This is a genomic window from Paenibacillus sp. LC231 (assembly GCF_001860525.1).
Taxonomy (GTDB): domain Bacteria; phylum Bacillota; class Bacilli; order Paenibacillales; family Paenibacillaceae; genus Paenibacillus_AQ.
Window position 1 is genome coordinate 1 of the sequence record NZ_JFOM01000037.1, and the last position, 22,894, is coordinate 22,894.

The 22,894-nt window shown below is 52.4% G+C and carries 20 protein-coding genes; 4 read left to right on the top strand and 16 right to left on the bottom strand.

All coding sequences use genetic code 11. The annotated features are described in order from the left end of the window. Positions 1-156 precede the first annotated feature (156 nt). Positions 157-1,419, bottom strand: a complete 1,263-nt coding sequence (locus AK95_RS21150) for an ABC transporter permease (RefSeq protein WP_071221885.1) — start codon at positions 1,417-1,419, stop codon at positions 157-159. A gap of 14 nt (positions 1,420-1,433) precedes the next feature. Next, entirely contained in the window at positions 1,434-2,165 is a 732-nt protein-coding gene (locus AK95_RS21155) for an ABC transporter ATP-binding protein (RefSeq protein ID WP_071221886.1), read from the bottom strand. Positions 2,166-2,520: 355 nt separating this feature from the next. Between AK95_RS21155 and AK95_RS21160 the strand changes: the two genes are divergently transcribed. Next, complete coding sequence (locus AK95_RS21160) at positions 2,521-2,991, top strand: MarR family winged helix-turn-helix transcriptional regulator (protein WP_071221887.1); 471 nt, start codon at positions 2,521-2,523, stop codon at positions 2,989-2,991. A 74-nt stretch (positions 2,992-3,065) separates the two neighbouring features. On the opposite strand, the gene AK95_RS21165 is transcribed toward AK95_RS21160, so the two are convergent. The 12 genes from AK95_RS21165 to AK95_RS21220 all read right to left on the bottom strand — a co-directional run bounded on the left by AK95_RS21165 (position 3,066) and on the right by AK95_RS21220 (position 19,363). Further along, positions 3,066-4,085, bottom strand: a complete 1,020-nt coding sequence (locus AK95_RS21165; protein ID WP_235613214.1) for a glycoside hydrolase family 53 protein — start codon at positions 4,083-4,085, stop codon at positions 3,066-3,068. A gap of 319 nt (positions 4,086-4,404) precedes the next feature. Then, positions 4,405-6,477, bottom strand: a complete 2,073-nt coding sequence (locus AK95_RS21170; protein WP_071221889.1) for a beta-galactosidase — start codon at positions 6,475-6,477, stop codon at positions 4,405-4,407. Positions 6,478-6,517: 40 nt separating this feature from the next. Beyond that, the gene (locus AK95_RS21175; RefSeq protein ID WP_071221890.1) at positions 6,518-7,396 is read right to left on the bottom strand and encodes a carbohydrate ABC transporter permease; all 879 of its coding nucleotides are present in this window, start codon (positions 7,394-7,396) and stop codon (positions 6,518-6,520) included. Positions 7,397-7,417: 21 nt separating this feature from the next. After that, entirely contained in the window at positions 7,418-8,308 is an 891-nt protein-coding gene (locus tag AK95_RS21180) for an ABC transporter permease (RefSeq protein WP_071221891.1), read from the bottom strand. Positions 8,309-8,481: 173 nt separating this feature from the next. After that, positions 8,482-10,167, bottom strand: coding sequence for a type 2 periplasmic-binding domain-containing protein (locus AK95_RS21185; protein ID WP_071221892.1), 1,686 nt, complete (start codon positions 10,165-10,167; stop codon positions 8,482-8,484). A gap of 97 nt (positions 10,168-10,264) precedes the next feature. Next, on the bottom strand, positions 10,265-11,902 hold the full coding sequence (locus tag AK95_RS21190) for a response regulator (RefSeq protein WP_071221893.1): 1,638 nt from the start codon (positions 11,900-11,902) through the stop codon (positions 10,265-10,267). Then, entirely contained in the window at positions 11,883-13,673 is a 1,791-nt protein-coding gene (locus AK95_RS21195; RefSeq protein ID WP_071221894.1) for a sensor histidine kinase, read from the bottom strand. The genes AK95_RS21190 and AK95_RS21195 overlap by 20 nt, the downstream gene beginning before the upstream one ends. 259 nt (positions 13,674-13,932) lie before the next feature. Continuing rightward, positions 13,933-15,453: an MDR family MFS transporter gene (locus tag AK95_RS21200; RefSeq protein ID WP_071221895.1), complete on the bottom strand. Its 1,521-nt coding sequence runs from the start codon at positions 15,451-15,453 to the stop codon at positions 13,933-13,935. A gap of 171 nt (positions 15,454-15,624) precedes the next feature. Next, complete coding sequence (locus AK95_RS21205) at positions 15,625-17,304, bottom strand: ABC transporter ATP-binding protein (RefSeq protein ID WP_071221896.1); 1,680 nt, start codon at positions 17,302-17,304, stop codon at positions 15,625-15,627. Positions 17,305-17,308: 4 nt separating this feature from the next. Continuing rightward, positions 17,309-17,899 carry an ECF transporter S component gene (locus tag AK95_RS21210; protein WP_397376776.1) on the bottom strand — a complete coding sequence of 197 codons (591 nt, stop codon included), beginning with the start codon at positions 17,897-17,899 and terminating at the stop codon, positions 17,309-17,311. Between the two features lie 122 nt (positions 17,900-18,021). Further along, positions 18,022-18,780, bottom strand: coding sequence for an energy-coupling factor transporter transmembrane component T family protein (locus AK95_RS21215; RefSeq protein WP_071221897.1), 759 nt, complete (start codon positions 18,778-18,780; stop codon positions 18,022-18,024). A 1-nt stretch (position 18,781) separates the two neighbouring features. Next, positions 18,782-19,363 (bottom strand): GNAT family N-acetyltransferase, encoded by a 582-nt coding sequence (locus AK95_RS21220; RefSeq protein WP_071221898.1) that lies wholly within the window; start codon positions 19,361-19,363, stop codon positions 18,782-18,784. A 224-nt stretch (positions 19,364-19,587) separates the two neighbouring features. Between AK95_RS21220 and AK95_RS21225 the strand changes: the two genes are divergently transcribed. After that, entirely contained in the window at positions 19,588-20,610 is a 1,023-nt protein-coding gene (locus AK95_RS21225) for an alpha/beta hydrolase (protein ID WP_071221899.1), read from the top strand. A 102-nt stretch (positions 20,611-20,712) separates the two neighbouring features. Here the strand turns inward: AK95_RS21225 and AK95_RS21230 are convergent, their stop codons facing one another. Further along, positions 20,713-21,018, bottom strand: a complete 306-nt coding sequence (locus AK95_RS21230; RefSeq protein ID WP_071221900.1) for a hypothetical protein — start codon at positions 21,016-21,018, stop codon at positions 20,713-20,715. Between the two features lie 188 nt (positions 21,019-21,206). On the opposite strand from AK95_RS21230, the gene AK95_RS21235 reads away from it, so the two are divergent. Both AK95_RS21235 and AK95_RS21240 read left to right on the top strand, forming a co-directional pair. Then, entirely contained in the window at positions 21,207-21,692 is a 486-nt protein-coding gene (locus AK95_RS21235) for a GAF domain-containing protein (RefSeq protein ID WP_071221901.1), read from the top strand. A gap of 75 nt (positions 21,693-21,767) precedes the next feature. Then, complete coding sequence (locus AK95_RS21240; protein ID WP_071221902.1) at positions 21,768-22,130, top strand: AMP-dependent synthetase and ligase; 363 nt, start codon at positions 21,768-21,770, stop codon at positions 22,128-22,130. Positions 22,131-22,198: 68 nt separating this feature from the next. On the opposite strand, the gene AK95_RS21245 is transcribed toward AK95_RS21240, so the two are convergent. Further along, entirely contained in the window at positions 22,199-22,807 is a 609-nt protein-coding gene (locus tag AK95_RS21245) for a hypothetical protein (protein WP_071222299.1), read from the bottom strand. Positions 22,808-22,894 lie beyond the last annotated feature (87 nt).

The following is a 22,894-nucleotide window of genomic DNA, read 5'->3' on the forward strand; positions in this document are numbered from 1 at the left end:
TTTGTTTTACAACAAGGAACGTTTCCAAAACAAACTGGGCGACCTCTCCCCGATTGAGTTTCGGGAGAAAGTCGCCGCTTAATAAAATTTCTCTTTTTTTATTGTCTACTTGACGGGGCTATGACCATCCCTTGGAGCATTCCAGCACGCTTTTTATTATTGTTGCGGGTGTCTCTCCTCTTTGTAGACTGGCCAAGACATGAGCGATGGCGCTACCATGACTGCCAGCACAGTCAGTGCAAGCACGGCGAGCCATCCCATTCCCCCTTGCAAAAGCGTTAGCCCAGCCACGAGGGAATAAAGAAATGCGGGAAGAGCGAGCAAGGTCCGGACAGCGAGGACACCAGCCGAACGATGCTGCTGATTCGTAAACGGGAGCACCTGCATAAACTCGGCTTTGGCGAACACCGCCCATCTTGTATTCAGCCAATACGACATCATCAATACCAGAGCAAGGTATACGATGATTTTGATGATCGGCGGCGGCAGCCAGACAGCCGGAATGCCGACCAGCGTAATCTGAATGTACAATAACAAGCTCTCAGGGTGGCGCACAATCGCCTTTACCCCCGCATCGGCCAGCCTCTTCTCCGCTGTACCTTTGAACAATCGGCCGGACTTGCGCATAAACCAGGTCTTGCTTCGTACACTTGGTGGTTTGCCGACGGCTTGAACGAGCAGCTTCTCCGTCAGCTGGACCCTTGTCTTCGCATCCTCACGCGCATCTGCGATGAAGGTTCCTTGCATGGCAAGCCGCTTGCGGCTAAGAAGAAACAGAACCATAAGCAGAATCAAGGCAGCTGTCCACAATACAGCATAGGACTCCAGCCAAAATGTAACAAGCAGCGCTAACAGTCCGAATGAGAGCCAGCGTACGAGATAAGTCATTCCATGTTTCCGCCAGCCTTTATAACTGGAGCGAATCATGGCGGTTAATAAATTCGCGCACCAGGCGCATACAGCCGTCATCATCAGCAAGGTCACCAGGGCAATGCCGGTTATCTCATGTTCCCTGACCAGAATTGGCAGCGCAAGCACTGTAACGACCAATCCCTTTATCGCTGAGACCGTATGACTGTATGCCATGCCCCTGATCATTAACCCCTTCATCCAGCCTCGCTGCTGGCGAAGAAACAATACGTCAGCCTCTTCCAGGAACAGCAGCACTCTACCTGAGAACATAAAGAGCAGAAGGCCTACCACCGCCTGCAGCGGAAAGAACTGGGCCCATCCGGGAAGCGGGCTCGTCCATAACTCTCGGTAGAGCCCGCCTCCCAGCAGCAGACCCGGAACAATGATGTACAGCATTACGATCCAATCGACCACGGTTGCCAGATTGTCGCGTTGATTCTTCCAATGAGCGGTCACCCTTCGCCAAAAGAGGGCGCCCGGATGGCTAAAATGATAGGATCGATCCATGTCCATTCCCTCCCTCATGTCAGCGCATCGAAGCAATCAAACAACGATGCGCCGGGAAGATCAGCGGCCTGGCGAATTTGATCCAACGTGCCCTCCGAGGCAATCCGGCCTGCGGATATGAGCACAAAGCGATCGCAAATTTTCTCTGCGGTATCCAGCACATGGGTGGACATCAATACGCCGGCTCCCCGACTTCTCTCCTCAAGCAGCAAATTCAAGAAATCTCGGGTGGCCCGGGGATCCAATCCAATAAACGGTTCATCTACAATATAGACGTCCGGCTTGGAGAGAAATCCGATCATCAGCATCATCTTCTGCTTCATTCCTTTGGAGAAGCCTCCCGGCAGTTCATTGCGCACCGGCTCCATTCCAAACTGACGGAGAAGCTGATCGGCCTGTCTCTCGAAATGTTCATCATCCATTCCAAATGCAGCAGCCGCCAAATCCAGATGCTCCCACAGCGTCAAATCCTCATAAAACACCGGCTGCTCGGGAACATAAGCATATCGGGGCGGCTGACCTGCAATAAAGACGTCGGCTTTACTATCTTTAAGCAGCCCCAGCACCGTCTTAATGGTCGTGCTCTTTCCGGCTCCATTCGGTCCGATCAACCCCAGCAGTTCGCCGGGTGCCACTTGAAAGGATATATCCCGTATGCGCGGGCGGCCTGGTTCGTAACCCGCCTGCTGAATATCCACCTTCAGTACCGGTTCGGTATCCCATTCATTCTCTTGAATCTTATGCATCCTAACACCCCATCCGTTAATCCTTATCTCAGTATTACGCAGATAGACAAGGATTCGTTGCATTTAGCAAAACATTCTTACATTATACTGTAAAAGTTTCAGGGACCATGTGGCCCTTTCTCCCTGCGCCAAAAGCTTTATCCTTCTGTTCATTTCTGCGTTTTACACAACAGCAGCAGCGGTTGAAATCCCTCTGATTCCGGCTTATCAGGCTGGAGGTGTAGTTGATACGAGCGGAGAATGAAAATGTTTCGGCCGGATTGTGACAAATCACATGTTGAATTTACTCATTTCAGCGTAATCTTAGATTTGAAGTAATTCAGGACATGAGTCCATATCAAAGGCGGGAGAATGTATGAAGGTGTCACATGAACGCGATACACAGCTTGCTATGCACCTGTATCGGGTGTTTGCCAAGTCATTCAAGAGCGTCAACGAACATGTCGTGAATAACAGTAAAATCGAAGGCTTTAATCCAACTTCATTTGCCGTAATGGAAGTACTGTACTATAAAGGCCGCCAGCCCATCCAGCAGATCGGGGCACAGCTGCTCCTGCAGAGCGGAAACGTAACCTATGTGGTTGATAAGCTCGTTGAAAAAGGTTATGTGCGCCGCAAACCCTGTCCCGAGGACAGAAGGGTCATTTACGCCGAGCTGACTCCACCCGGAGAGCAATTAATGCAGAAGCTTTACCCCCTGCATGAACGTCACATCGAGCATGCCCTGGGTGGATTGGATGAGGAAGAGAAACATCAACTCATTGGGCTTCTGAGTAAAATGGGGAAACATGCGGAACAGGTACAAATCGTGCGCCAGCAGGGCTGAAAAAACAAAGAGAAGAACCCTTTCTATTTCTCGGAAACAGGGTTCTTCTAGCTCAATGTACTGGTTAGAAACGCTCAGTCTTTAAAGCCTTCCAAGGCAATAGTCGGCTTCCCGTCCGCCTGCCAGGCTCCCTTGTTGTATCCCGCATTGTATCCCGGCGTGGCTTCAGGCTCCCAGTAGAACACGCCCAGCCCCGTACCTCCCGCTAAGCCTCTCACCTTGGTCTTGATGCTCTGGATAAAGCTCTTGGCTGCCTCCGGTTGATTGTAATCCATGCCGATTTCGCTGATCATGATGCTTTTTCCATATCTGGCGGTCATGTCTTTGGCATTGGCAATCGTTTGATCGACCTTCGAAGACCAATCGCCTGCTTCCGGGTACAGCGACATGCCGATAATATCAAAGTTCGCGCCGTTGCTGATCAAGCCACCAATGTTCCACTTGAACAATTCATTGTCGTAGCCATTCGATAAATGAACGATCGTCTTGGTCTGGCTGCTGACGGACTTCACTGCATTATGCCCCGTATTGACGAGCCAGGCGTAATTCTTCATGTTCGCCGAAGCTTTGCCGTCCTCCCACAGCATCCCGTTGTTGGTTTCGTTGCCGACCTGTACCCAATCCGGCGTCACGCCCTTATTCTTCATGGTGTTCATCACATAGACGGTATGGGAATAGACCGCATCCATCAGCTGCTGAAAGGTAAAATTACGCCAGGCATAGGGCTTGTTCTGCTGTCCCGGGTCCGCCCAGGAATCGCTGTAATGCAGCGTAAGCATAATGCTCATGCCTTTATTCTTGGCACGCTGGGCCAGCTCGGCGGCTTTTTCCGCATTCAGATAGCCGTTCATGTAATCATTCATATTGGGATTTACCCAGACTCGAATCCTGGCGGAATTGATCTGGTAATCATTCTTCAGAATGTCCAGAATATCGCGCTGAACCCCTGTCTTGTCCTTCCACTTATATCCTTGAGCTTCCATACCGGGAACCCAGCTGATGTCCGCTCCTTTTGCAAAAGCAGGCGCCGCCTCGGCTGAGCCGTTACCCGTAAAGCCAAACGATAACGCAAGCATCGATACGCATAGAAACATCCTGAACCAAACTCCTTTCGCAACTTCAGTCATCATGATACCTCCTTGGTTTTCGTTCACTGCGCAAGTGACATCCCTATTGTAAGCGCTCTCCAAATGAAGCCACAGGGCATAATGCCAACATTTCCGGTCCTTTTCCAAGCAAAATGAACCCCGTGCGCAAAGGGGTGAAATGTCAGATCCGGTGCGGATAAGACGATCATATGGTATAGACAAAAGCTGCGCGGTATATGAAGAAAGGACAGACACCGTACGAAGGCACCTGTCCCTGGAGGAGGCATGTTGTGAAACGAATCGGAGCATCGAAAGCTAAGACGGCTTACGAACTCCCGCCTTTCATGATCACCTTCACTCCATAAGGAGCCAACACAAGTTCAGCCCCTATGGCTTCGCCTGAGATAAAATCGCTGTACCGGGTTCCGTCCAGCGTGACCCGCTTCGCTTCGCCAGAGAAATTCATCACGAAAATGTAGTCCGACTCTCCATCCGTACGAATGGATGTGCTAACGCCCGGAGGCAGCTCCACCGGCAGCGCCCGGCGGACACCAGTCTGTTCAACGAGTTTCCTGTAAAAATCGGAATGAAACGGCTCCTTGTTCCGGGAGGCAATATAATAAGCCCGGCCCTTCCCCAGCTGATTGACCGTCAAAGCAGGCCGTCCCGCATAAAAATCGGATGAGTAAACGGCCAGTGCCTCCGCCGTCTCCAGATGAATGAGGTCGCAGAGCTCAATGGCTTCATAAGCTTTGGCCAAGCCAAGCCCCCCTCCGTCATTCGTTACGATCCCATTGACATCGTGATCATGGAGAGCATCGATTTCCTCCGACCATACGCCGAGCGTCTTACGGAGGGGCCCCGGAAATCCGCCAAGGAAGCAAAGGTCAAACTCGTCGACGATTCCCGACCAATACGTTGCAACAAACGTGCCGCCCGCTTCCACAAATTGTTGAATCCGCTCGCCCACGCCTGGGCGTACCATATACAGCATGGGCGCTACCAAAAGTTTATATCTGGAGAAGTCCTGCTCCATATCGATGACGTCGATCGGGACTCCCAACTCCCATAAAGCCCGGTAATGATTTTGCACGGTCTCCTCATACTTGATTCCCTTGTTCCGCGGACCCTGGGCATCGTTGATGGCCCAGCGGTTCTCCCAGTCAAAAATGACCGCCGCTTCCGCCGGAATGCCTGTTCCTACAACGGCATCCATCTTCTTGAGATAGTCCCCGACCTTGGCCACATCGCTGAACACCCGGGTGTGTTCATGACCGACATGATCGACGACGGCGCCGTGCAGCTTCTCGCTCGATCCCCTGCTCTTTCGCCATTGAAAATATTGCACCGTATCCGAACCATGGGCAACGGCTTGCATGGAAGACAGCAAATGCATACCCGGACGCTTCAGCTTGCTCACCGGCTGCCAGTTGGTCAGACTTGGCGTGCTCTCCATCAGCATCCAAGGCTGTCCGCCTTTGATCGAACGAATGATATCATGCATCATGGCAACGCGGGCTGCCTGCACAGCATCATCCCCGCCCTGGTCATGCCAGGTCGGATAGCTGTCCCAGGATATCACGTCCAGCAGATCGGCAAACTTCCAGTAATTCAGTCCTTCAAAATATTCCATCAGGTTCGTCGTAACCGGAAGGGACGGATTGACCCTGCGGAGGGGTTCCATTTCGTGCCGGATGAAATCCGCCGTCTGATCGGTTACAAACCGTCTCCAATCCAGGTTCATTCCATGGACCTGCGTCTCTCCGTGTGGTGCCGGGGATTCAACCTGGCTCCATGTCGTAATCGTGTGACTCCAGAATGCGGTCCACCAGGCATGGTTGAGGTCATCCAGCGTGGCGTACTTCGCCTGCAGCCAAGACCGGAATGCGTCCTGACAGTAGTCGCAATGGCAATCGCCGCCAAACTCGTTCGAGATATGCCAGCCGATCACGGCTGGATGGTTGCCGTACCGCTCCGCAAGCTTCCTGTTGATCGTATGGACCTTCTCCCGATAGACCGGCGAAGTATAACAGTGGTTATGCCGGAAGCCGTGCAGGTTACGGACCCGTCTCTCGCTTACGCGCAGCACCTCGGGATACTTCTCCGACATCCAGGCCGGTCTTGCGCCGCTTGGCGTAGCCAAAAAGGCATAAATTCCATTGGCGGCAAAGCGGTCAAATACGCCGTCAAGCCAATCAAACGTGAATACCCCTTCCTCGGGCTCCAATGAAACCCATGAAAAAATGCCGATGGACATCACATTGCAATTCGCCAGCTTCATCAGCCGGATGTCTTCTTCGAGGACTTCGGGATAACGGAGCCATTGCTCCGGATTATAATCGGCGCCATGCAGCATGTGCGGAACGCGCGAGCTAATCGGATTAAACGTTCGTTTCATAGTAGGTTAAACCTCCTGTTTCCTGTTATGTTTGCATCTCTTATTCTTTGACAGAGCCCAGCGTCATCCCTTTAACGAAAAAACGCTGCAAAAAAGGATAGACCAGCAGGATGGGCGCCGCGCCGATAAAGATCTGTGCGGCATTCACCGTCGTCTGGGACAACAGCTCCATCTCTTTCGGGCTCATGCTCATCGAGCTCATATCCCGCTGGATAATAACCGTCTGCAGGAAGGTCGCCAGCGGGAAGTCCTTGGCATTGTTCAGATACAGCAGCCCGTCAAACCATGAGTTCCAATGGAACACCATGCTGAACAGCGCAATCGTGGCAATCGAGGGCAGCGAGATCGGCAAATAAATCTTAAACAGCGTTTTGAAATGGCCGGCTCCATCGATGAAAGCCGCTTCCTCCAGTTCTTTCGGAATCCCCCTGAAGAAGTTCAGCATCAGGATGACCAGAAAGGTATTCACCGTGCCGGGAATGACCAGCACCCAGAAGGAGTTGATCAAGCCGAGCTTCTGAATCACGATATAGAATGGCACCAGGCCGCCATTAAACACCATGCTGAACACAAACAGCCAGGAATAAATACTGCGGCTGCGGAAGACGCGGTTCTCCTTGGACAGCGGGTATGCGGCCAGGAACGTTACGGCAAGCGTTAGAGCCGTTCCTAATACGGTACGCGCAATGGAGATCCAGATCGAGTGCAAAAACGCCGGGTTATTGATCGTTTTCTTGTAAGCCTCCAGCGAAAAATCGACCGGCCATAATCCCACCAGACTGGCGTCGGCAGCGGCTTTGGAACTGAACGAAATCGCCAGCACATGAAGCAGCGGAATGATGCAGAGAATGGCCAGTGAGACAAGCAAGCAGGTATTAAACACGTTAAATATGCGGTATTCCATCGTTTTATGGTACATGGCTCTCCCTCTTTCGCTCTGCTAGAATATACGGTAGCCCGCCCACTTGTAGGCCAGCCGATAGGATACGAGAATAAGGGCCATGCTGATCACCGATTTAAACAAGCCGATGGCCGTTCCGAACCCCATCTCGCCATTCAGGATTGCTGTACGGTATACAAAGGTATCGATAATATCGCCTTTCTCGTATACCAGCGGATTGTACAGGTTGAAGATTTGGTCAAACCCGGCATTCAGGATGTTGCCCAGCGCCAATGTTCCGACAACGATCGTAATGGGAATCATGGCAGGGATCGTGATATGAAGCGTTTGCTTCAGGCGTCCCGCTCCATCCATCTCCGCAGCTTCGTACAAGGTCGGGCTAACGCCGGCCAGCGCAGCCAGGAATACAATTGTATTGTAGCCAAACTCCTTCCATACGTCGGACACGATCACCGTGAACCGGAACCAGTTATTGTCTCCGAGAAAAAAGATCGGATCGATGCCGACTGCCGCCAGAATCCGATTGGCAAAGCCGTCCACGGCGAGCATTTCGATCAAAATTCCGCCCAGAATGACCCAGGACAAAAAGTGGGGCAAATACACCATCGTCTGGATGCTCCGCTGAAGCGCCGTTTTCCGGATTTCATTCAGCAGGATGGCAAACACGAACGGAATCAGCAGATTGAACACGATTTTCATCACCGCGATGACCAACGTGTTCCATATGACCTGCATGCTGTCCTGCCTTTCAAACAAATAACGGAAATTGTCCAAGCCCACCCATGCGGAGCCGCCAACGCCATCCCACGGCTTATAGTCCTGAAAAGCCATAATGATGCCGCCCATCGGCAAATAACTGAATAAGAACAGACAGATAAGGGCCGGCAGCAGCATGACGTGGAAAGGCCATGTTTTTTTTATCCTCTTCATCCAAGATCCTCCCGTTAAATCAATCTACCTCTTGATTATAGGACCCGTCCCACGGGACGCAGTAGCCCACAAAACCAATATTCATGGCACGATAGCAATCAATTTGCGGCGGCTCCAATGGCACAAAAAGGACGGCCTTTGGTAGGCCGCCCTTCATTAATCGGTAACCATAACTATTTCACGCTTTGATACCATTCGTTAACCTCTTTGGTGATCTGTTCACCGCCTCCGGCTTTCCACGTCTCTACAAATTTATCAAACGATTCAACCGGCTGCTTGCCGTAAATGATCTCGTTCAGGGTTTGATTCTCGATCTTCAGCAGATAATCCCACTTCGATTTCATGGTGGCGGTAACCGGTCCCGTAAACATGTTCTTCTTGGAGATCTCCTCTTGGGAGAGGAGCACCTCGGCAGCGGCCGGCGTATCCTTGCCATAGTTGACCGCGACATCTTTTTCGAGACGGCTCTCCGGCTTTTCCCCTTTTGCCAGCTTCAGCAGCGCTTTCATCTGCTCGTCCGGAATCCGGGCGCCGTCGCGGACCAGCAAATAACGGACGACATTGACATAACCGCCTTCGATTTGATCGTTCGGAACCATTTCGCCATTGGCATCGAGCTCGAAGTCATAACCTTCAAACAGTCCATTTGCAAATTCGCCGCCTTCCTTGGACACGGCAAAGTTATCAAACAGGTAGTTCTGATACGTGAAGAAAGCTTCAGGATGCTCCATGTCTTTATGGATCAGGGTAACGCCATTTGTATACTGCGTTCCATGCCGCATCGCAGTGCCATCAGGACCAGCCGGAATTTGCACAGGCTTCCAGACGGCTTCCGGCGCATTCTTCACGGTATCGATCAGCGGCCAGCCGCTCATCCAATAGGGCCCCGGAATGATCCCGGCCGTTCCGGCTACAGCCGGCTCGGCAGTCTTATTCTCATCCCACAGTGCGGCTTCCTTCGGAATATACCCTTTATTCATCCACTCGTTCAGCTTCGCCAAGCCTTCCTTCATGCCAGGATGAACCGAGCCATATTCCAGGCTTCCGTCCTCAGCCACGTTCCACTGCTGCGGCAGCGTTCCGTGAGCGCCGAATATCCAGGACGGATCGCCCATCCAGGTGCTCATGGACGTTTTGAAGCCAATGCTGAGCGGGGTGACTTTGTCCGGGGCTAGACCGGACGGGTTCTGGTTCTTGAAGGCCTCCATCACCTGTTCAAGCTCATCCATCGTCTTCGGTGCGCTCATCCCCAGCTTGTCCAGCCAATCCTGCCGGATCCATAATACATAGTCGTGATTATAGGCAAAATCCAGTACCGGAAGCCCCATTCGCTTACCGTCCCGGCTGTACTGATTCCACACATTGGAATCCAGATTCATCGCGTTCTTCCACGTTTCCGATGCATACTGGTCAAACAGCGTGCCTACCTCGGCAAACATGCCGGAATCGATTAAATCCTGGGCCAGCTGCTGATTTTCGGTACCGAGCGTGACGATATCCGGCATCTCCTGTCCGGAGGACATAGCCAGACGCAGCTTGGTTGCAAAAGCGCCGTTGGTATCCGTAATGGACCACAGCGATTTGATGTTGATGCCGAACTTCTCCTTGGCCCACTTCGTAGCCACGTTGTTCTCGATCGTTTCCCCATTCTTGAATTGCAGCGTTGGATCGACGCCCCACACCGTCGTAATCGTAACTTCCGGATCGTATTTGTCTTTGTAGACGTTTTCAGTTTTGGATTCGGCTGGCTGCTGTGCCGATTCCGGCTTCGGCTCGCTCCCGGAGCATCCGGCCAAGGATCCGGCCAGCAACAAGGACGCGGCCAGGATCGGGAACCATTTCTTTCTTCTAGCGTTCATATCTAAATCCCCCTTCTACCACCTTATGGATTACATGTTTAATTATAGAGGGGCCGGCAGCCGCATCCTATGTCACGAATCGAAGATTTCTGCACCTTTAGCAACATCCTTGGTCTCTGTATTCGTTCGGCGTCATCCCGTAGTGCTTCCGGAACATCTTGCTAAAATACTGCGGGTTCTGGTAGCCAAGCTCAGCGGTAATTTCATAAATCTTCTTGTTTGTATGCTTCAGCAGGTATAACGCCCGCTCCATTCGCTTGCGGATGATATAATCGCCAAGTCCCTCTCCGGTTTCACTCTTATAAATCTTGGATAAATACACCGGATGCAGGAATACCCGGTCCGCAATCGTCTTGACGGACAGGTCATGACCCGAATCGGCAGTCACCATCTCCTGAACCTGTTTGATGATATGGCTTTTGCTCGTTATCTCCTGCTCGGAGGAGATATCATGAAGTTTGTTCAGCATATCAAGCGACCAGGAACGCAGCTTCGCAGCCGACTGAACCACCTGCTGAATATACAGGGGATCCCAGCCGGCCTGGTCCAGCTGATGAACGTAATGGCCCTGCTTATGAGCCAGGTACATAAAGGCATTCGCAACCGATAAAAACATTTCATACAACGCCGTCTGCCCAATGAATGCGGTTTCAAGCTCTGCAAAAACTTGTTCTATTTTGTCCCGGGCGGCATCCCACTGCCTTGTCTCCAGCAGATGCAGCAGACTAGGCGGTTTGGCAAAAGCCTGGGTAACGTCCCATACAGGCTCACGCAGCCGGCCATCATGGTCTTCAGCAAACCGGATGGCTTCATGATCTCCGTTTCCCCAGAGGTAAAGCGAGCTTAATCCCGACCGGTAAACGGATGCCAATTCCTCCGGAAAATCAAAGGAGGCCGATACGAGAACAGAAATGCTCCCCTTCAGATAGCTGTCCACATCCTGTTGAAACTGGTATACATACTGTTTCAATGCGCGGGAATCCGCAAATGGATTCATTTCCTCTGCCTTGTACTCGCTCTTGGACTGAGCCAACAGAATCAAGCCGTTATGCGGCGTTTTGCTGGACCACACATGGAGCAGCTCGGCAAATACCTCCTCCGCAATATTACCGATGGCATATTCCATCAGGCCGACCGAATGGTCGTCCATCCTTGTAAATTTCTGCCCGAGCTGGATCAGCAGCATGACCGTCCGCCGGTCTGTTCGGAGCGGGATCTCGTATTCATGCAGCTTGTGTTCGAGCGAAGGGCGCGGTATCTCGCGTCCAAGCAAGAGATCATGCATGAGGCTGTTTCGCAGAATGCCGAGATCCGATTTGCGGCTGTACATCAACTGATGGTACTGCCCAAGCTCCTTCCGCTCCTCCTTGATTGACGCCAAGGCGGAGCTCACGCTGCGTATGAATTCATCATCGTCCACCGGCTTCAAAATGTAATCGGATGCCTGCAGCCGAATCGCCTGCTTGGCATATTCAAAATCCGAATAACCCGTAAGTAAAATGCAGCGGATATGCGTCCAGCGCTCGGTTATGGTCTCCATCAGCTCAAGGCCGGTCATGACCGGCATCCGAACATCCGTGACCACCACATCGATGTCCTCCTCCTCCAGCAGGTCGATCGCCTCCAAGGCGGAAGAAGCCTGATACACTTCTTCAATATCCAGCTCACGCCATGGTATCGTCTGATATAAACTTTCCGTGACATAACTCTCGTCATCAACCAATAAGATATTCATTCATTCCCTGCCCCCTGCCCTGACTTTGATTGATTCCTTCCAAGCGATCCGGCAGCGGCCAATAGAGCACAGCCCGTACGCCGCCCTGCGGAGATGCCGCAAACCGCAGGCCCGCCTCTTCGCCATAACGCAGCCGCATGCGCTGGTGAACATTCCAGACGCCGCAGCCCATCTCCTGATCCATCGGCTTGTTCAACCGAGCCTCCAGCTCGGCCAGCTTCTGCCCGTTCATACCTATTCCGTTATCATCCACTTGGATGCAGGCCATGCCGTCCAGAACTCGGAAGGTTATCCTGATTTCACCGTCGCCCGAGTGAGGTTCAATGCCATGGAGGACGGCATTCTCCACGAGGGGCTGGATGACCAGCGGCGGGATCTCCATGCCTTCGGCTTCCTCCGTCAAATCGAGATGATATTTAAGACGCCTCATCCGCATCTGCTGAATTTCCAAATAATGCGTAACGAACTCCATCTCATCGGGCAAGGGAACCAGTTCCCGTTCCTGACGCGTGGTATAGCGGAAATACCGGGACAAGCTGTGCGACATCGCCACGACGGCTTCGTATTTCCGAAGCTTCGCCATACTGGTGATAAACGAGAAGCAGTTGTAGAAGAAATGGGGATTGATCTGGGACTGCAGCTGCTTCAGCTTCGCTTCCCTGACATGGATCTTCTCCATGTATACATGCTCGAACAGTTCCTGGATCTGCTCCACCATTGAGTTGAATCTCGTAGCCAGAAAACTGAACTCGTTTCGGCCCGATACCTTCATCCTCACCGCGTAATCCCCGGCCTGCAGCCTGCGGAACACATAAACCAGCTGCTTGATCGGAACCTGAACCTGGGAGTACAGCAGGTATGCGGCGAGGCAGCTCATCAAGAGCAATGCGGCGATCGATATATAAAAGAGCCTGTTGGACGTATGGATCGGCTTCATAATGTCCGATAGCGGAATATAGTCTATCAAATACCATCCGGTCGTTTCCGATAATACGATGCTGACCGAATAGGTTTTGCCGCCCACTTCCTTCACGCGGTTCTCCACGTCTTGGAGCGGCTCCCGACCCAGCTCCGCAATCATATGGTTAATCAGTTCCTGGTCCGCGGTACGGTTGTAAATAACGCCGGTATCCGGTTTATAGTAGAACGGATCGCTCCTTCCGTCGCTTTTAAAGCGGTCCAGCATATCCTGAATGTTGGTGCTGTCGAATTCTACCTTGATCACGGTATTTGACTTGCCTGTATGATGCTGGGTGGAATACGGTGCCACCGAATACCAGACAAACAGGAAACGCCGATCGCTCCCCTCATCATAAGGAGTGACCTGCCAGCCCGGCTTCACGTCCTCCGCAAGCTCCTTTGGCGAGTAAAACCCGGCATCGCTTTCGGTGACCACCCGCCCAAGGGACGGGGAATAAATGGCCAGGTGGCTGCGCCAGTTCGAAGAGCTCTCCTGTATGCTCAGCTTCGTCTGAATCTGCTTCACCAGGTTAATCGCGTCCAGGTTCAGATATTTATCCTGCAAATAAATATCCCGAAAGCTTGAAATGTCCGGGTCATGCAGCAGCAAATTCGGCCACGATGCCAAAATATCAATATTGGTATTCACCTGATTCTGAAAGAAGACGAGCTGGTTCGTATTCGATTGGCTGAGCTCCTTGCTGAGTACGTTCGTCGTGGTTTGGTTCGAATAGAAATAGAGGCCGACAATCGGAATCAACATCAGGAAAATAAACAGCATGATTTTTCGGAACAGATTAAATTTGGACATACGTCGGCAGCCCCTTGGGTTATGTAGTATGAGAAGTTCATTTATAGAGCGAAATATGTTTATTATATCGGAGTTCACCCTGTGCCGTGTAGGGCATATTAGCAAGATTTCAGACACTTTCGAAGGGGATTGTTGCGAGATGGCCGTTTGCTGTCCGCATAGAGCAGCACTAAACAAAAAAAGGATCCCGGCCTCAAAGAGAGCGGGATCCTGTTAAATTATGCTATGAAAAAATATATGCCTTACATGAGTCCATCCATCAATGGCCTGACGGCTGTGTCTCTTCCGTTCCCGTCTCGGGTTCAGGAGGCGCATTGCGGAAGGCGGCCACGATCAGCATACAGATCACCGCCATAACGGCCATCACCACAAACAGGGAATTCAGGCTGCCCTCCAGTATTCCGCTCAGCAGGCTGCCTGACCCTTCGGGCAGTTCAGCCATGCCATGCGGAGAGAGCAGCTTATTAATGTCGTCGCTGGTAATGCCTGCCGCATCCGGCTCCGCCGCAAGTCTGCCCGCAATTCCCGCATTGACCCATAATCCGAACACCGCTACGCCCACGGTCTGACCGAACGTGCGGATGAAGGAGTTCAGCGCCGTGGAAGCTCCCCGGACCTCATAACCCACCGAGGATTGCGCGATAATCTGAAACAAGGTGGAGATATATCCAAAGCCGACCCCATAAATGAACGTAAAGACCAGCAGCACGCCCAGCGCCGTATCCTTATGCATGAACGCCAATCCCACCGCTCCGATGATTAGAAATACGACGCCGATAATCGCCGTTTTCCGGGAACCGGATTTAATGATCAGGCGCCCGCTGATAATCGAACCGATCAGCCATCCGATCGACATCGGGGCTAATGTCAGGCCCGACAAGGTCGCGTTGCCGCCCCGAACCCCTTGAATCCACAGTGGCAAATACGTGGTCAGCCCGATAATAAGCGCGCTTACCAGAATATTGGCTACCGTCGATACCGTAATATCCCGGATCTTGAACAGATGGAGCGGCAGCATCGGCTCCTTCACTCTGCTCTCCACCACCAGAAACGCAGCGAGCAGCACCACGGAACCGATCATCAAACCGAGCATGAACGGAGAAGTCCAGGAATAGCTCTCTCCGCCGCCTACCGCGAGCGCAAACAGCAGCGCCGTCATTCCCACGGTAAACAGGGCCGCTCCCCCGTAATCGATCGATACTTCGCGGGTGGTGCGCTCCTCTTTGAAATAACGGAAAATCAGCCATATCGATAACAGCGCAAACGGTACATTAAAAACAAAGATCCAGTGCCAGGACAGGTAATCCACGAAATACCCGCCAAGCAGCGGTCCGATCAGAGAGGAGATTCCCCATACGGAGCTGATCATCCCCTGAATCTTCCCTCGTTCCTCCAGATTGTAAATGTCTCCGACAATCGTAAAGGTCACCGGAATAACCGCACCGGCCCCAATTCCTTGGATTGCCCTGAATATGATCAGCTGCGTCATGTTCTGCGACAGGCCGCACAGCAATGAGCCTACGAGAAAGATCAGCGAGCCGTATAAAAATACGGGCTTGCGTCCATATAAATCGCTTATTTTACCGAAGATCGGCGTTGTTACCGCCATCGTCAGCAGGTAGGCCGTAAAAATCCAGCTCATGAGGCTTACGCTGCCGAAACTGCTGATAATGGCCGGTCCCGCCGGGCCGACTACCGTTCCTTCGATCGCAGCCATGAAGGTGGATAACAAAATACCGACCAGGATATAACTGCGTTTGTCTTGTTTTAATACACCCACGTTCCTTCGTCCCCTTTACTCTAGACAGCCCCGGCATGATTCCAGTCCCTGCTGTATCAGGTTTCCGATATATGTCCTTCTGATAAGGATAAAAAACCGGGGCCAACAGCATAAAAGCGCCTCCCGATACCAGGAGCGCTTTCACATCATGTAACATTTCTATTATAAGGGTTACAACGAAGGTTGCACAGTCATTTTCCCGCTTCGCAGATGAATAAAGGAAGTGGCATGTCTCTTCATGAGCTCGGGATCGTGCGTAATCATCAATATGGCCGAACCTTCCCCAATGACAAAACGGCACAGCTCGATCACCTTATCGATGGCGGCATAGTCCATCCCCGACGTCGGTTCGTCCAGGATGTACAGCGCTCTTTGCAGCATCAATTGGCTGATGATGCTCAGAAGGCGCTTCTCCCCCTGACTGAGCAGGTAGGGAGACATTTGAAGCCGACCCGTAAGCCCCGCCTTCTCCAAAAGAAACCTAGCGCGCTGCTGCTGGCCAGCAGACAGCTCCGGACGCTTCTTCACGGACACCCCTCCATGAAGACTGTAAATCAGCTCCTCCCACACATTCGGGGCGGTAAACATATATTCCGGCTGCTGGAACACATAGCCGATCATCTCGGCTCTGCGGTAAACGGCCATTCCCTTCGTATCTTCCCCTTGCCAGCGTATGCTGCCTGCCGGAGCCGGCAGCAGGCCCATGATCAGGCGGCTGAGGGTCGTTTTGCCGGACCCGTTCTCCCCGGTCAGCAGCACCCAGTCGCCGGGATCAATCTTCGCATCGATATCGCGCAGCGCCTCCCGGCCGCCGGGATACGCAAACGTCAGCGAATCGATATGGAGCAGCGGGGAGACGGCAGACAGCCGCGCGCCTTCCGCATGGGTTACCGCCGCAGGCAGGGAACATGCGGGGATCTGCACTTCAGCACGGGATACCGATGCAGGCAGGGAACCTGCGGGGTTCGACGCTTCCGCACGGGATACCGATGCAGGCAGGGAGCCTGCGAGGATCGGCATTTCCGCGTGGGGTTCAGCCGAATGCGGGGAAGTTGCCGCCGGGACAGGCTTGTCCCCGGCGGCGGCACCCGCTGCCTCGCCTGCAGGCCGAGGCAGCAAGCCCAGCTGCACCAGCTGCTTCCCGCAGCGGTGCAGTAGCTCCTCCGGCGGCCCGTCGAGCACGACGGTGCCGCCGTCCAGGACGATGACGCGCCCTGCGGCGCGCGCGACATCGTCAAAGCGGCCGGACGCGGTGATCAGCGTCCGGCCCTCCGCCTGCAGCTTGCGGCACAGCTGCAGGAAGTTCGCCTGCGCCGCGGCATCCAGGCTGGCGCAGGCGTCGTCGAAGACGAAGAGCCGCGGGCGCAGCGCCAGCACCGCGGCAATGGCCGTGCGCTGCCGTTGTCCGCCGGACAGGCTGCGCACCGGATCCATCCGGCGCTCCAGCAGCTCGACCGCCGTAAGGGACTGCACCACCCGCTCCTCAATCTCAGCGGGTGAAACCCGCATATTTTCAGGACCGAAGGCCGCCTCGTCCTCTACGATTCCCTGAACGAGCTGTGCATCCGGATCCTGAAACAATACCCCTATCGCTTCGGCCACCTCGGCAATCGGCGCCGTGGCGGGATCGAAACCATTAAGCAGCACTTCCCCGGTTCTTGTGCCTCCGCCGCTCCGCGGAAGAAGACCGCACAGCAGCTGGCACAGCGTTGACTTCCCGCTCCCGCTTGCCCCGAGGATCGCGACCCACCCGTTCTGCTCGATCTCCAGATGGAGATCCTGTATAACCGGGCGCTCTTCTCCATCGTAAAGAAATCCGAGGTCCCAGCATGTTACCGTTGATCCCGACATGGAACTATCCCTTTACGGCGACGGCAAACCGGCGAAGCAGGCCTGTCTTCACTAACGCCTCTCCTAACACTTTGGTTAACAGACCGCAGAGGAGCACACCGCTCAGAATGCGCACGACCAGCGCAATACCAAGCACTTCAAGCGGCCAAGACGTATATCCGAACATGTTGGCCGCGAACAGAAACCACAGCGGTACCATCGCGCCGCCAACCAGCATGAGCACGCCGGCACTCCACTTTTTGTGGCGGTAGATGGCAAAAATCGTCTCGGCTACGATCATATAACAGCCTGCGGCCACAAAACACGAAGCGATGCCGTATACCGTACCCGTCAGAGCTTGAATCGTGCCGCCAATCGCAAAGGTGACAACCGCCGTCCCCGGTTTACGAATGATGTAATAGGCCAAGAGCCCATACACCATGTAGATGCCTGTGGTCGTCGAAGTTGCGATGGGCCCGCCAAGACTGCTCAGCAGTTTGTTAACCGGCCCTATGTACACCGTTAGAACGGCATTGACGGCAGCGAGCATCGCCATCAGGATAATTTCCTGGGTCGTAAAAGCAAACCATTTTTTTGAAGATGATGATGAATTCAAATGTAGTCCTCCTTAATTCCAGCCATGACTGGCTGTACTAGCACTTTCGGATGCTTCATTTCATATTTTGCATACTTCTTCCCCAACCGTCAACCTAATTTTTAATATAAAAGGTTAACAATTTAAACAATCCACCACACAAAAACCGTTGCTAACACATACATGACAGCCGATATGACCGCCCATAAAGGAATGTTAACCTCCGTACGGTACGTTCGTTCCGGATACGCGCCAAAGCCTTTGGACTCCATGGCACCCGCCGTTTGCTGCACGCGCCGCAGCGCATTGAGCAGAACAGCCGAGACAAACTTCAAGCCATAGCTGATTCGGTTACCTAGGCCCCTTGGTGGCCGATGGCCCCTTACCTGCTGGGCAGCCAAAATATGGGTTCCCTCTTCCTCCAACAGCGGGATAAAGGTTAGCGCAGCGGATATGCCAAACGCAAACCGGTAAGGGATTCGAAGACGTCTGGTCAATTCGGCTACCAGTTCTCTCGGATCTGTCGTCAAAATATAAGCCATCGAGGTTAGAAACAAGGTAAACATCCGGAGCGTCATGGCACCCGCAGCGTTAAGCGCCTCCTCTGTTAAGGAGATGGGTCCCCACTGCAGCCATATGGTCTCTCCCTTGACCGTCAGGCTGGTCAGAATGAAATAGGGTACAGCAACGATCGCAATCAGCCGGATCCCTCCCAGCAGCCGCTTGCCTGACACCTGGCCTGCAAACCGGGCTTGTCCAATGCATAACAGAAGGAATAACGCCTGCTGCCAGGCCTGATCAAGCAGCATGGCTATCACAGCGGTGCAAAATAATATCACCAGCTTGCTTAATGGATCATATCGATGAAGAAGCGTGTTACCCTTCTCATATTGAATCAGCATATTACAACTCCTGCCTTTCTATCGACCTTGCCCAATCTTTTCTTAAACGTGAAAAAACGACGGCATCCACGTAACCGCTTGGCGTATGGCGATAATCTCTTAAGACGCCTTCGCGCGTATAGCCGATCCTTGTAAACCAACGGCATGCCCGTTCATTTCTCGAATCAACAAAAGCTTCAATCCGGTTCAGTCCCATGGAAGTGTACCCAAATGCCGCAACCATTTCGGCTGCCTCCGACATGAAGCCCTGCCCCCATAAAGCGCTTGTGAGCTCACAGCCGAACTCGCCCTTGAATGCGCCATCCAGCTGCCAAATATTAAACCCGCAGCTGCCGATCAATTGGCCTGTGTCGATGGCTTCGATGCCCCAGCGGATGGCCTCGTCCTGCTCGGCAAGCAGATGCAGCCAATGAATCAAAGCCTTTGCGTCCTCAGCCGAATGCATGGCGGGCAAATCCAGAAAAGCGGTCGTATTCGGATCGGACCAGCAGCGGAACATCGCTTCCGCATCATCCGTCTCCATCCTGCGCAGCCGTATTCGCCGGCCATTCATTTCCGGAATGATTCCCTTGCAGACATACATGGTTTTTGCACCTCCTTGCAAAAAATCCGACTTGTATCGACTGTTTCCGGTGATACTATGTCGTGTATAAAAGAGTATAGCGAATATTTAACCCGTGTCCTGGTCATCCTTCAGTATCTCTAGAAGCTGGATGTATCTATATTGATGGATTCGGAAGGCTTCCGTCAATATGCATGTTACAGCCCCGTTGAACAGTACCGAAGAAGGAGGAAAGTCATCTGAGTATGAATATCGCGATTATCTTGCTGTTCACCGTCGTTATCATTCCCGCTGCCATTACGCAAATCGGATATCTGCAGATTACAAGGATGAGAGTAAAGAACGATCTCAGGCTGTTCACCGTGCTGGAAAAAGCCGGACTGTACAGCAGAGAGCAATATGAGTCGCTTCAGAAGAACGAAGTGGTCATCACAAGTTTTGACGGTTTAAAGCTGTGCGGCGCAGCCATTGAGAACAATCCCGGCTCCAAGCATTGGATGCTTCTCGCACACGGCTATACCGGATCCCGAGCCGTATCCACCCAATTCATCGATTTGTTCACAGAAGAGGGCTGCAATGTCCTTCTTATCGACCAACGCCGGCATGGGCGAAGCGAAGGACGTTATACCACATACGGCTATTATGAGAAACACGATGTGCAAGCGTGGGTACGCTGGCTTATTCAGAAGTATGGCCAGGATGTGGCCATCGGGCTTCATGGTCAATCGCTGGGAGGCGGGACCGTGCTTGAATATTTGTCCATTGCCGAGCCGCAGGTCAAGCTTGTCATTGCCGATTGTCCGTATTCCGATTTGACGGATTTAATGCGGCATCAGCTTACGCGCATTAACAAAATCCCTTCGGTGCCGTTCCTGTCTTGGGTCAATGCCAGAATACGGCGCAAAGCCGGGTTCAGCCTCGATCAAGTCAGTCCGATCCGTGCTGTTCGGAACAGTACACTGCCGGTTATGTTTATTCATGGTACCAAGGATAATTACGTGCCTACCCGAATGAGTATCGAGATGTTTGAGGCCAAACCGGAACCGAAAAAACTTCTTCTTATCGAAGGCGCTATCCATGCAAACGCTTATCACGTTGATCCCAAGCAATATCGGGAAAGCGTGCACTCTTTCCTTCGTGAACATATAGATCAACCCGTAAGAGCACCGCAGGTGGACGCTGAACGAGTATCACAGCCGGATACGGAAGCTGCGCCTGCCCCGCATTCTTTCCAGTTGGAGTTGGACGGCTCACTTGAAACGATATAGACCGGAGTTGATACTTCATATCTCTTCAAAAAAGCCCCCGCCTGCACGCGTAAGAACCAGCGTGAGTCGGGGGCTTCTTCTAATGTTATACCTATTATCTACCTACGCCATGGAGTCTGCCTTCTTCGGATTCACCGGTTTAAGCACTTCATCACAAAGCTCCTTAAGCCTGCTCTGGATTTCCTTGAATTCCTCGATCCCGGCTCCCGTGAGACTGTATCCTTCCCCGTGCGCCGTCAGGAAGTTCTCCTCGGTCAAGCGTTCGAGCTCATGCTTAACCTCCCGGTCGCCAACCTTATATCCATGGCGCTCCAACTCGGGCTGCATCTCGCTGATCGTTAGGTCCCGCTCATGGGCGTGATAGAGCATATGAATACCGATAAACAAATTCTGTACGTCTGCCCGCATTAAGGTCTCTCCCTCCATCTGATTAAAATTAATACCTGGTCATGTCATACATTACCCTTGCGCCTGGAAGAGGAATCAGCCGGATCCTCTTGATGCTTCTCTTCTCCGTGGCTTGTCCCTTGACGAATATCATATACTTATACTAAGGTCATTAAACCAACGCGAATAAAGGAAGGACGGAAATCCACATGTTTCAAAACACACCCTATGAAGGCACCCGGAGCGAGCAATACGTACAGGTCCTGAACCAATTAAAAGCACTTATACACGATGAGCCCAATGCCATTGCCAATTTGTCCAATGCCTCTGCGCTCCTCAAGCAGTTTCTATCGGATACGAACTGGGTCGGCTTCTATCTCTATGATGGTAAAGAACTGGTGCTTGGACCGTTCCAAGGTCTGCCCGCTTGCATTCGGATTCCGATGAATCGTGGCGTTTGCGGCACGGCTGCGTCTGAACAGACGACACTGCTTGTTCCCGATGTACATGAATTCCCCGGGCACATTGCCTGTGATGCAGCTTCGAACAGCGAAATTGTCGTTCCGATAATGGTGGACGGGGCATTATATGGCGTTCTCGATATCGATAGTCCGCTAAAGAACCGTTTCGACCAGGAGGACCAGGCTTTTCTGGAGGAGTTTGTCCATATATTGGAGGGACAGCTCACTTTATAATCAGGATGTTTTCACGTATTCTTCCGTACACTAACCAAGGATTTGAAACCACAATTCTTAGGAGGAATACACGCTATGTATCAAATGAATAACAATAACTCGCAAATTTCGCAGCAAATTCGTCAGTGCGAGCAAATTCTTCAGCAGTTAACCCAACAAACGCAGCAGGCTTCGGCTATGTACCAGCAGTTGATGCAGCAGGAGCAGCAAAATACAGCCCGCCTGGAGGAGCTCGCTCAGCGAGAGCGCCAAGCGGCACAGATGATCCAGTCTGCCCTTCAAGGCCACCAACAAGCGATGCAGCAGTATCAGCAAATCTCCCAAATCGTTAGGCAAGTCGAGAATTCCGTGCAAGCTCACAACCAAACACAGCACATTCAGCCTTCGTTTGGCCAACAGGGTTTTCCTAACACACATCAAGGCCAAGGCTTCCAATAAGCATAAGAATGTTAAAAGGGGTATCTCATAGGTCGATAAGACCTGCGAGATACCCCTTCCATCGTTATTTACTTCGTATCTTCACTTACGCTGAATTCGATCTCGGCTTGTATCTTATACCTCTTCGGCTCTTCCCCATTCGAACCGCCCTGGTCCGCCCCGTGCGACTGTAAATCAATCACGAAATCCGCAGATCCGTAGACGACGTAGTGCCCGCCCGGAAAACCATCCTTCAGCGAATGGATGAAATCCTTGTACCTTTTGTCGTCCCTGCTATCGTAACCGCCGCCGATTTTGTAATATTCCCGCAGTGGCTCGCCCTTTTTCAGCTTGGTGGTGATATAAGGCTCATTCATGGCGTAACTGATGTTGTAGTCCCTTGTGAGCTCTTTCATCGGGAAATAAAAGGCGGAAGCCGCATGGCCGATCGTAATCTCATCCTTTTCGCCGATATATTCCAGCTCCCCGTATACTTGAACCTGATCTCCCCGTTCATACTTCTCTTTCTCGCTAACGAGTCGATACACGAAGACGCCGTCGGTCATTTCCGCCTGACTTCCCCTGGCAGCTTTATTCAATGTAGGATCAGACGGAGCCGCCCCCTGCGTCTCCTGCTTCACACAACCTGTTAGCATAATAAGCAACAAGATAAACCCGATATAAAGGTATCTTTTCATCTTTACTTTCACCTCAACTTCCAGACGGATGATCTGAAGGCAATGTTGCATAGAAATGCAAAAAAGCCGCATCCAACCCCCCTCAAA

Excerpts from the sequence above, each read along its gene's own strand:
- AK95_RS21150 (WP_071221885.1), bottom strand. The coding sequence starts at position 1,419 with ATGGATCGATCCTATCATTTTAGCCATCCGGGCGCCCTCTTTTGGCGA.
- AK95_RS21155 (WP_071221886.1), bottom strand. The coding sequence starts at position 2,165 with ATGCATAAGATTCAAGAGAATGAATGGGATACCGAACCGGTACTGAAG.
- AK95_RS21160 (WP_071221887.1), top strand. The coding sequence starts at position 2,521 with ATGAAGGTGTCACATGAACGCGATACACAGCTTGCTATGCACCTGTAT.
- AK95_RS21165 (WP_235613214.1), bottom strand. The coding sequence starts at position 4,085 with ATGTTTCTATGCGTATCGATGCTTGCGTTATCGTTTGGCTTTACGGGT.
- AK95_RS21170 (WP_071221889.1), bottom strand. The coding sequence starts at position 6,477 with ATGAAACGAACGTTTAATCCGATTAGCTCGCGCGTTCCGCACATGCTG.
- AK95_RS21175 (WP_071221890.1), bottom strand. The coding sequence starts at position 7,396 with ATGTACCATAAAACGATGGAATACCGCATATTTAACGTGTTTAATACC.
- AK95_RS21180 (WP_071221891.1), bottom strand. The coding sequence starts at position 8,308 with ATGAAGAGGATAAAAAAAACATGGCCTTTCCACGTCATGCTGCTGCCG.
- AK95_RS21185 (WP_071221892.1), bottom strand. The coding sequence starts at position 10,167 with ATGAACGCTAGAAGAAAGAAATGGTTCCCGATCCTGGCCGCGTCCTTG.
- AK95_RS21190 (WP_071221893.1), bottom strand. The coding sequence starts at position 11,902 with ATGAATATCTTATTGGTTGATGACGAGAGTTATGTCACGGAAAGTTTA.
- AK95_RS21195 (WP_071221894.1), bottom strand. The coding sequence starts at position 13,673 with ATGTCCAAATTTAATCTGTTCCGAAAAATCATGCTGTTTATTTTCCTG.
- AK95_RS21205 (WP_071221896.1), bottom strand. The coding sequence starts at position 17,304 with ATGTCGGGATCAACGGTAACATGCTGGGACCTCGGATTTCTTTACGAT.
- AK95_RS21215 (WP_071221897.1), bottom strand. The coding sequence starts at position 18,780 with ATGCTGATTCAATATGAGAAGGGTAACACGCTTCTTCATCGATATGAT.
- AK95_RS21220 (WP_071221898.1), bottom strand. The coding sequence starts at position 19,363 with ATGTATGTCTGCAAGGGAATCATTCCGGAAATGAATGGCCGGCGAATA.
- AK95_RS21225 (WP_071221899.1), top strand. The coding sequence starts at position 19,588 with ATGAATATCGCGATTATCTTGCTGTTCACCGTCGTTATCATTCCCGCT.
- AK95_RS21230 (WP_071221900.1), bottom strand. The coding sequence starts at position 21,018 with ATGCGGGCAGACGTACAGAATTTGTTTATCGGTATTCATATGCTCTAT.
- AK95_RS21235 (WP_071221901.1), top strand. The coding sequence starts at position 21,207 with ATGTTTCAAAACACACCCTATGAAGGCACCCGGAGCGAGCAATACGTA.
- AK95_RS21240 (WP_071221902.1), top strand. The coding sequence starts at position 21,768 with ATGTATCAAATGAATAACAATAACTCGCAAATTTCGCAGCAAATTCGT.
- AK95_RS21245 (WP_071222299.1), bottom strand. The coding sequence starts at position 22,807 with ATGAAAAGATACCTTTATATCGGGTTTATCTTGTTGCTTATTATGCTA.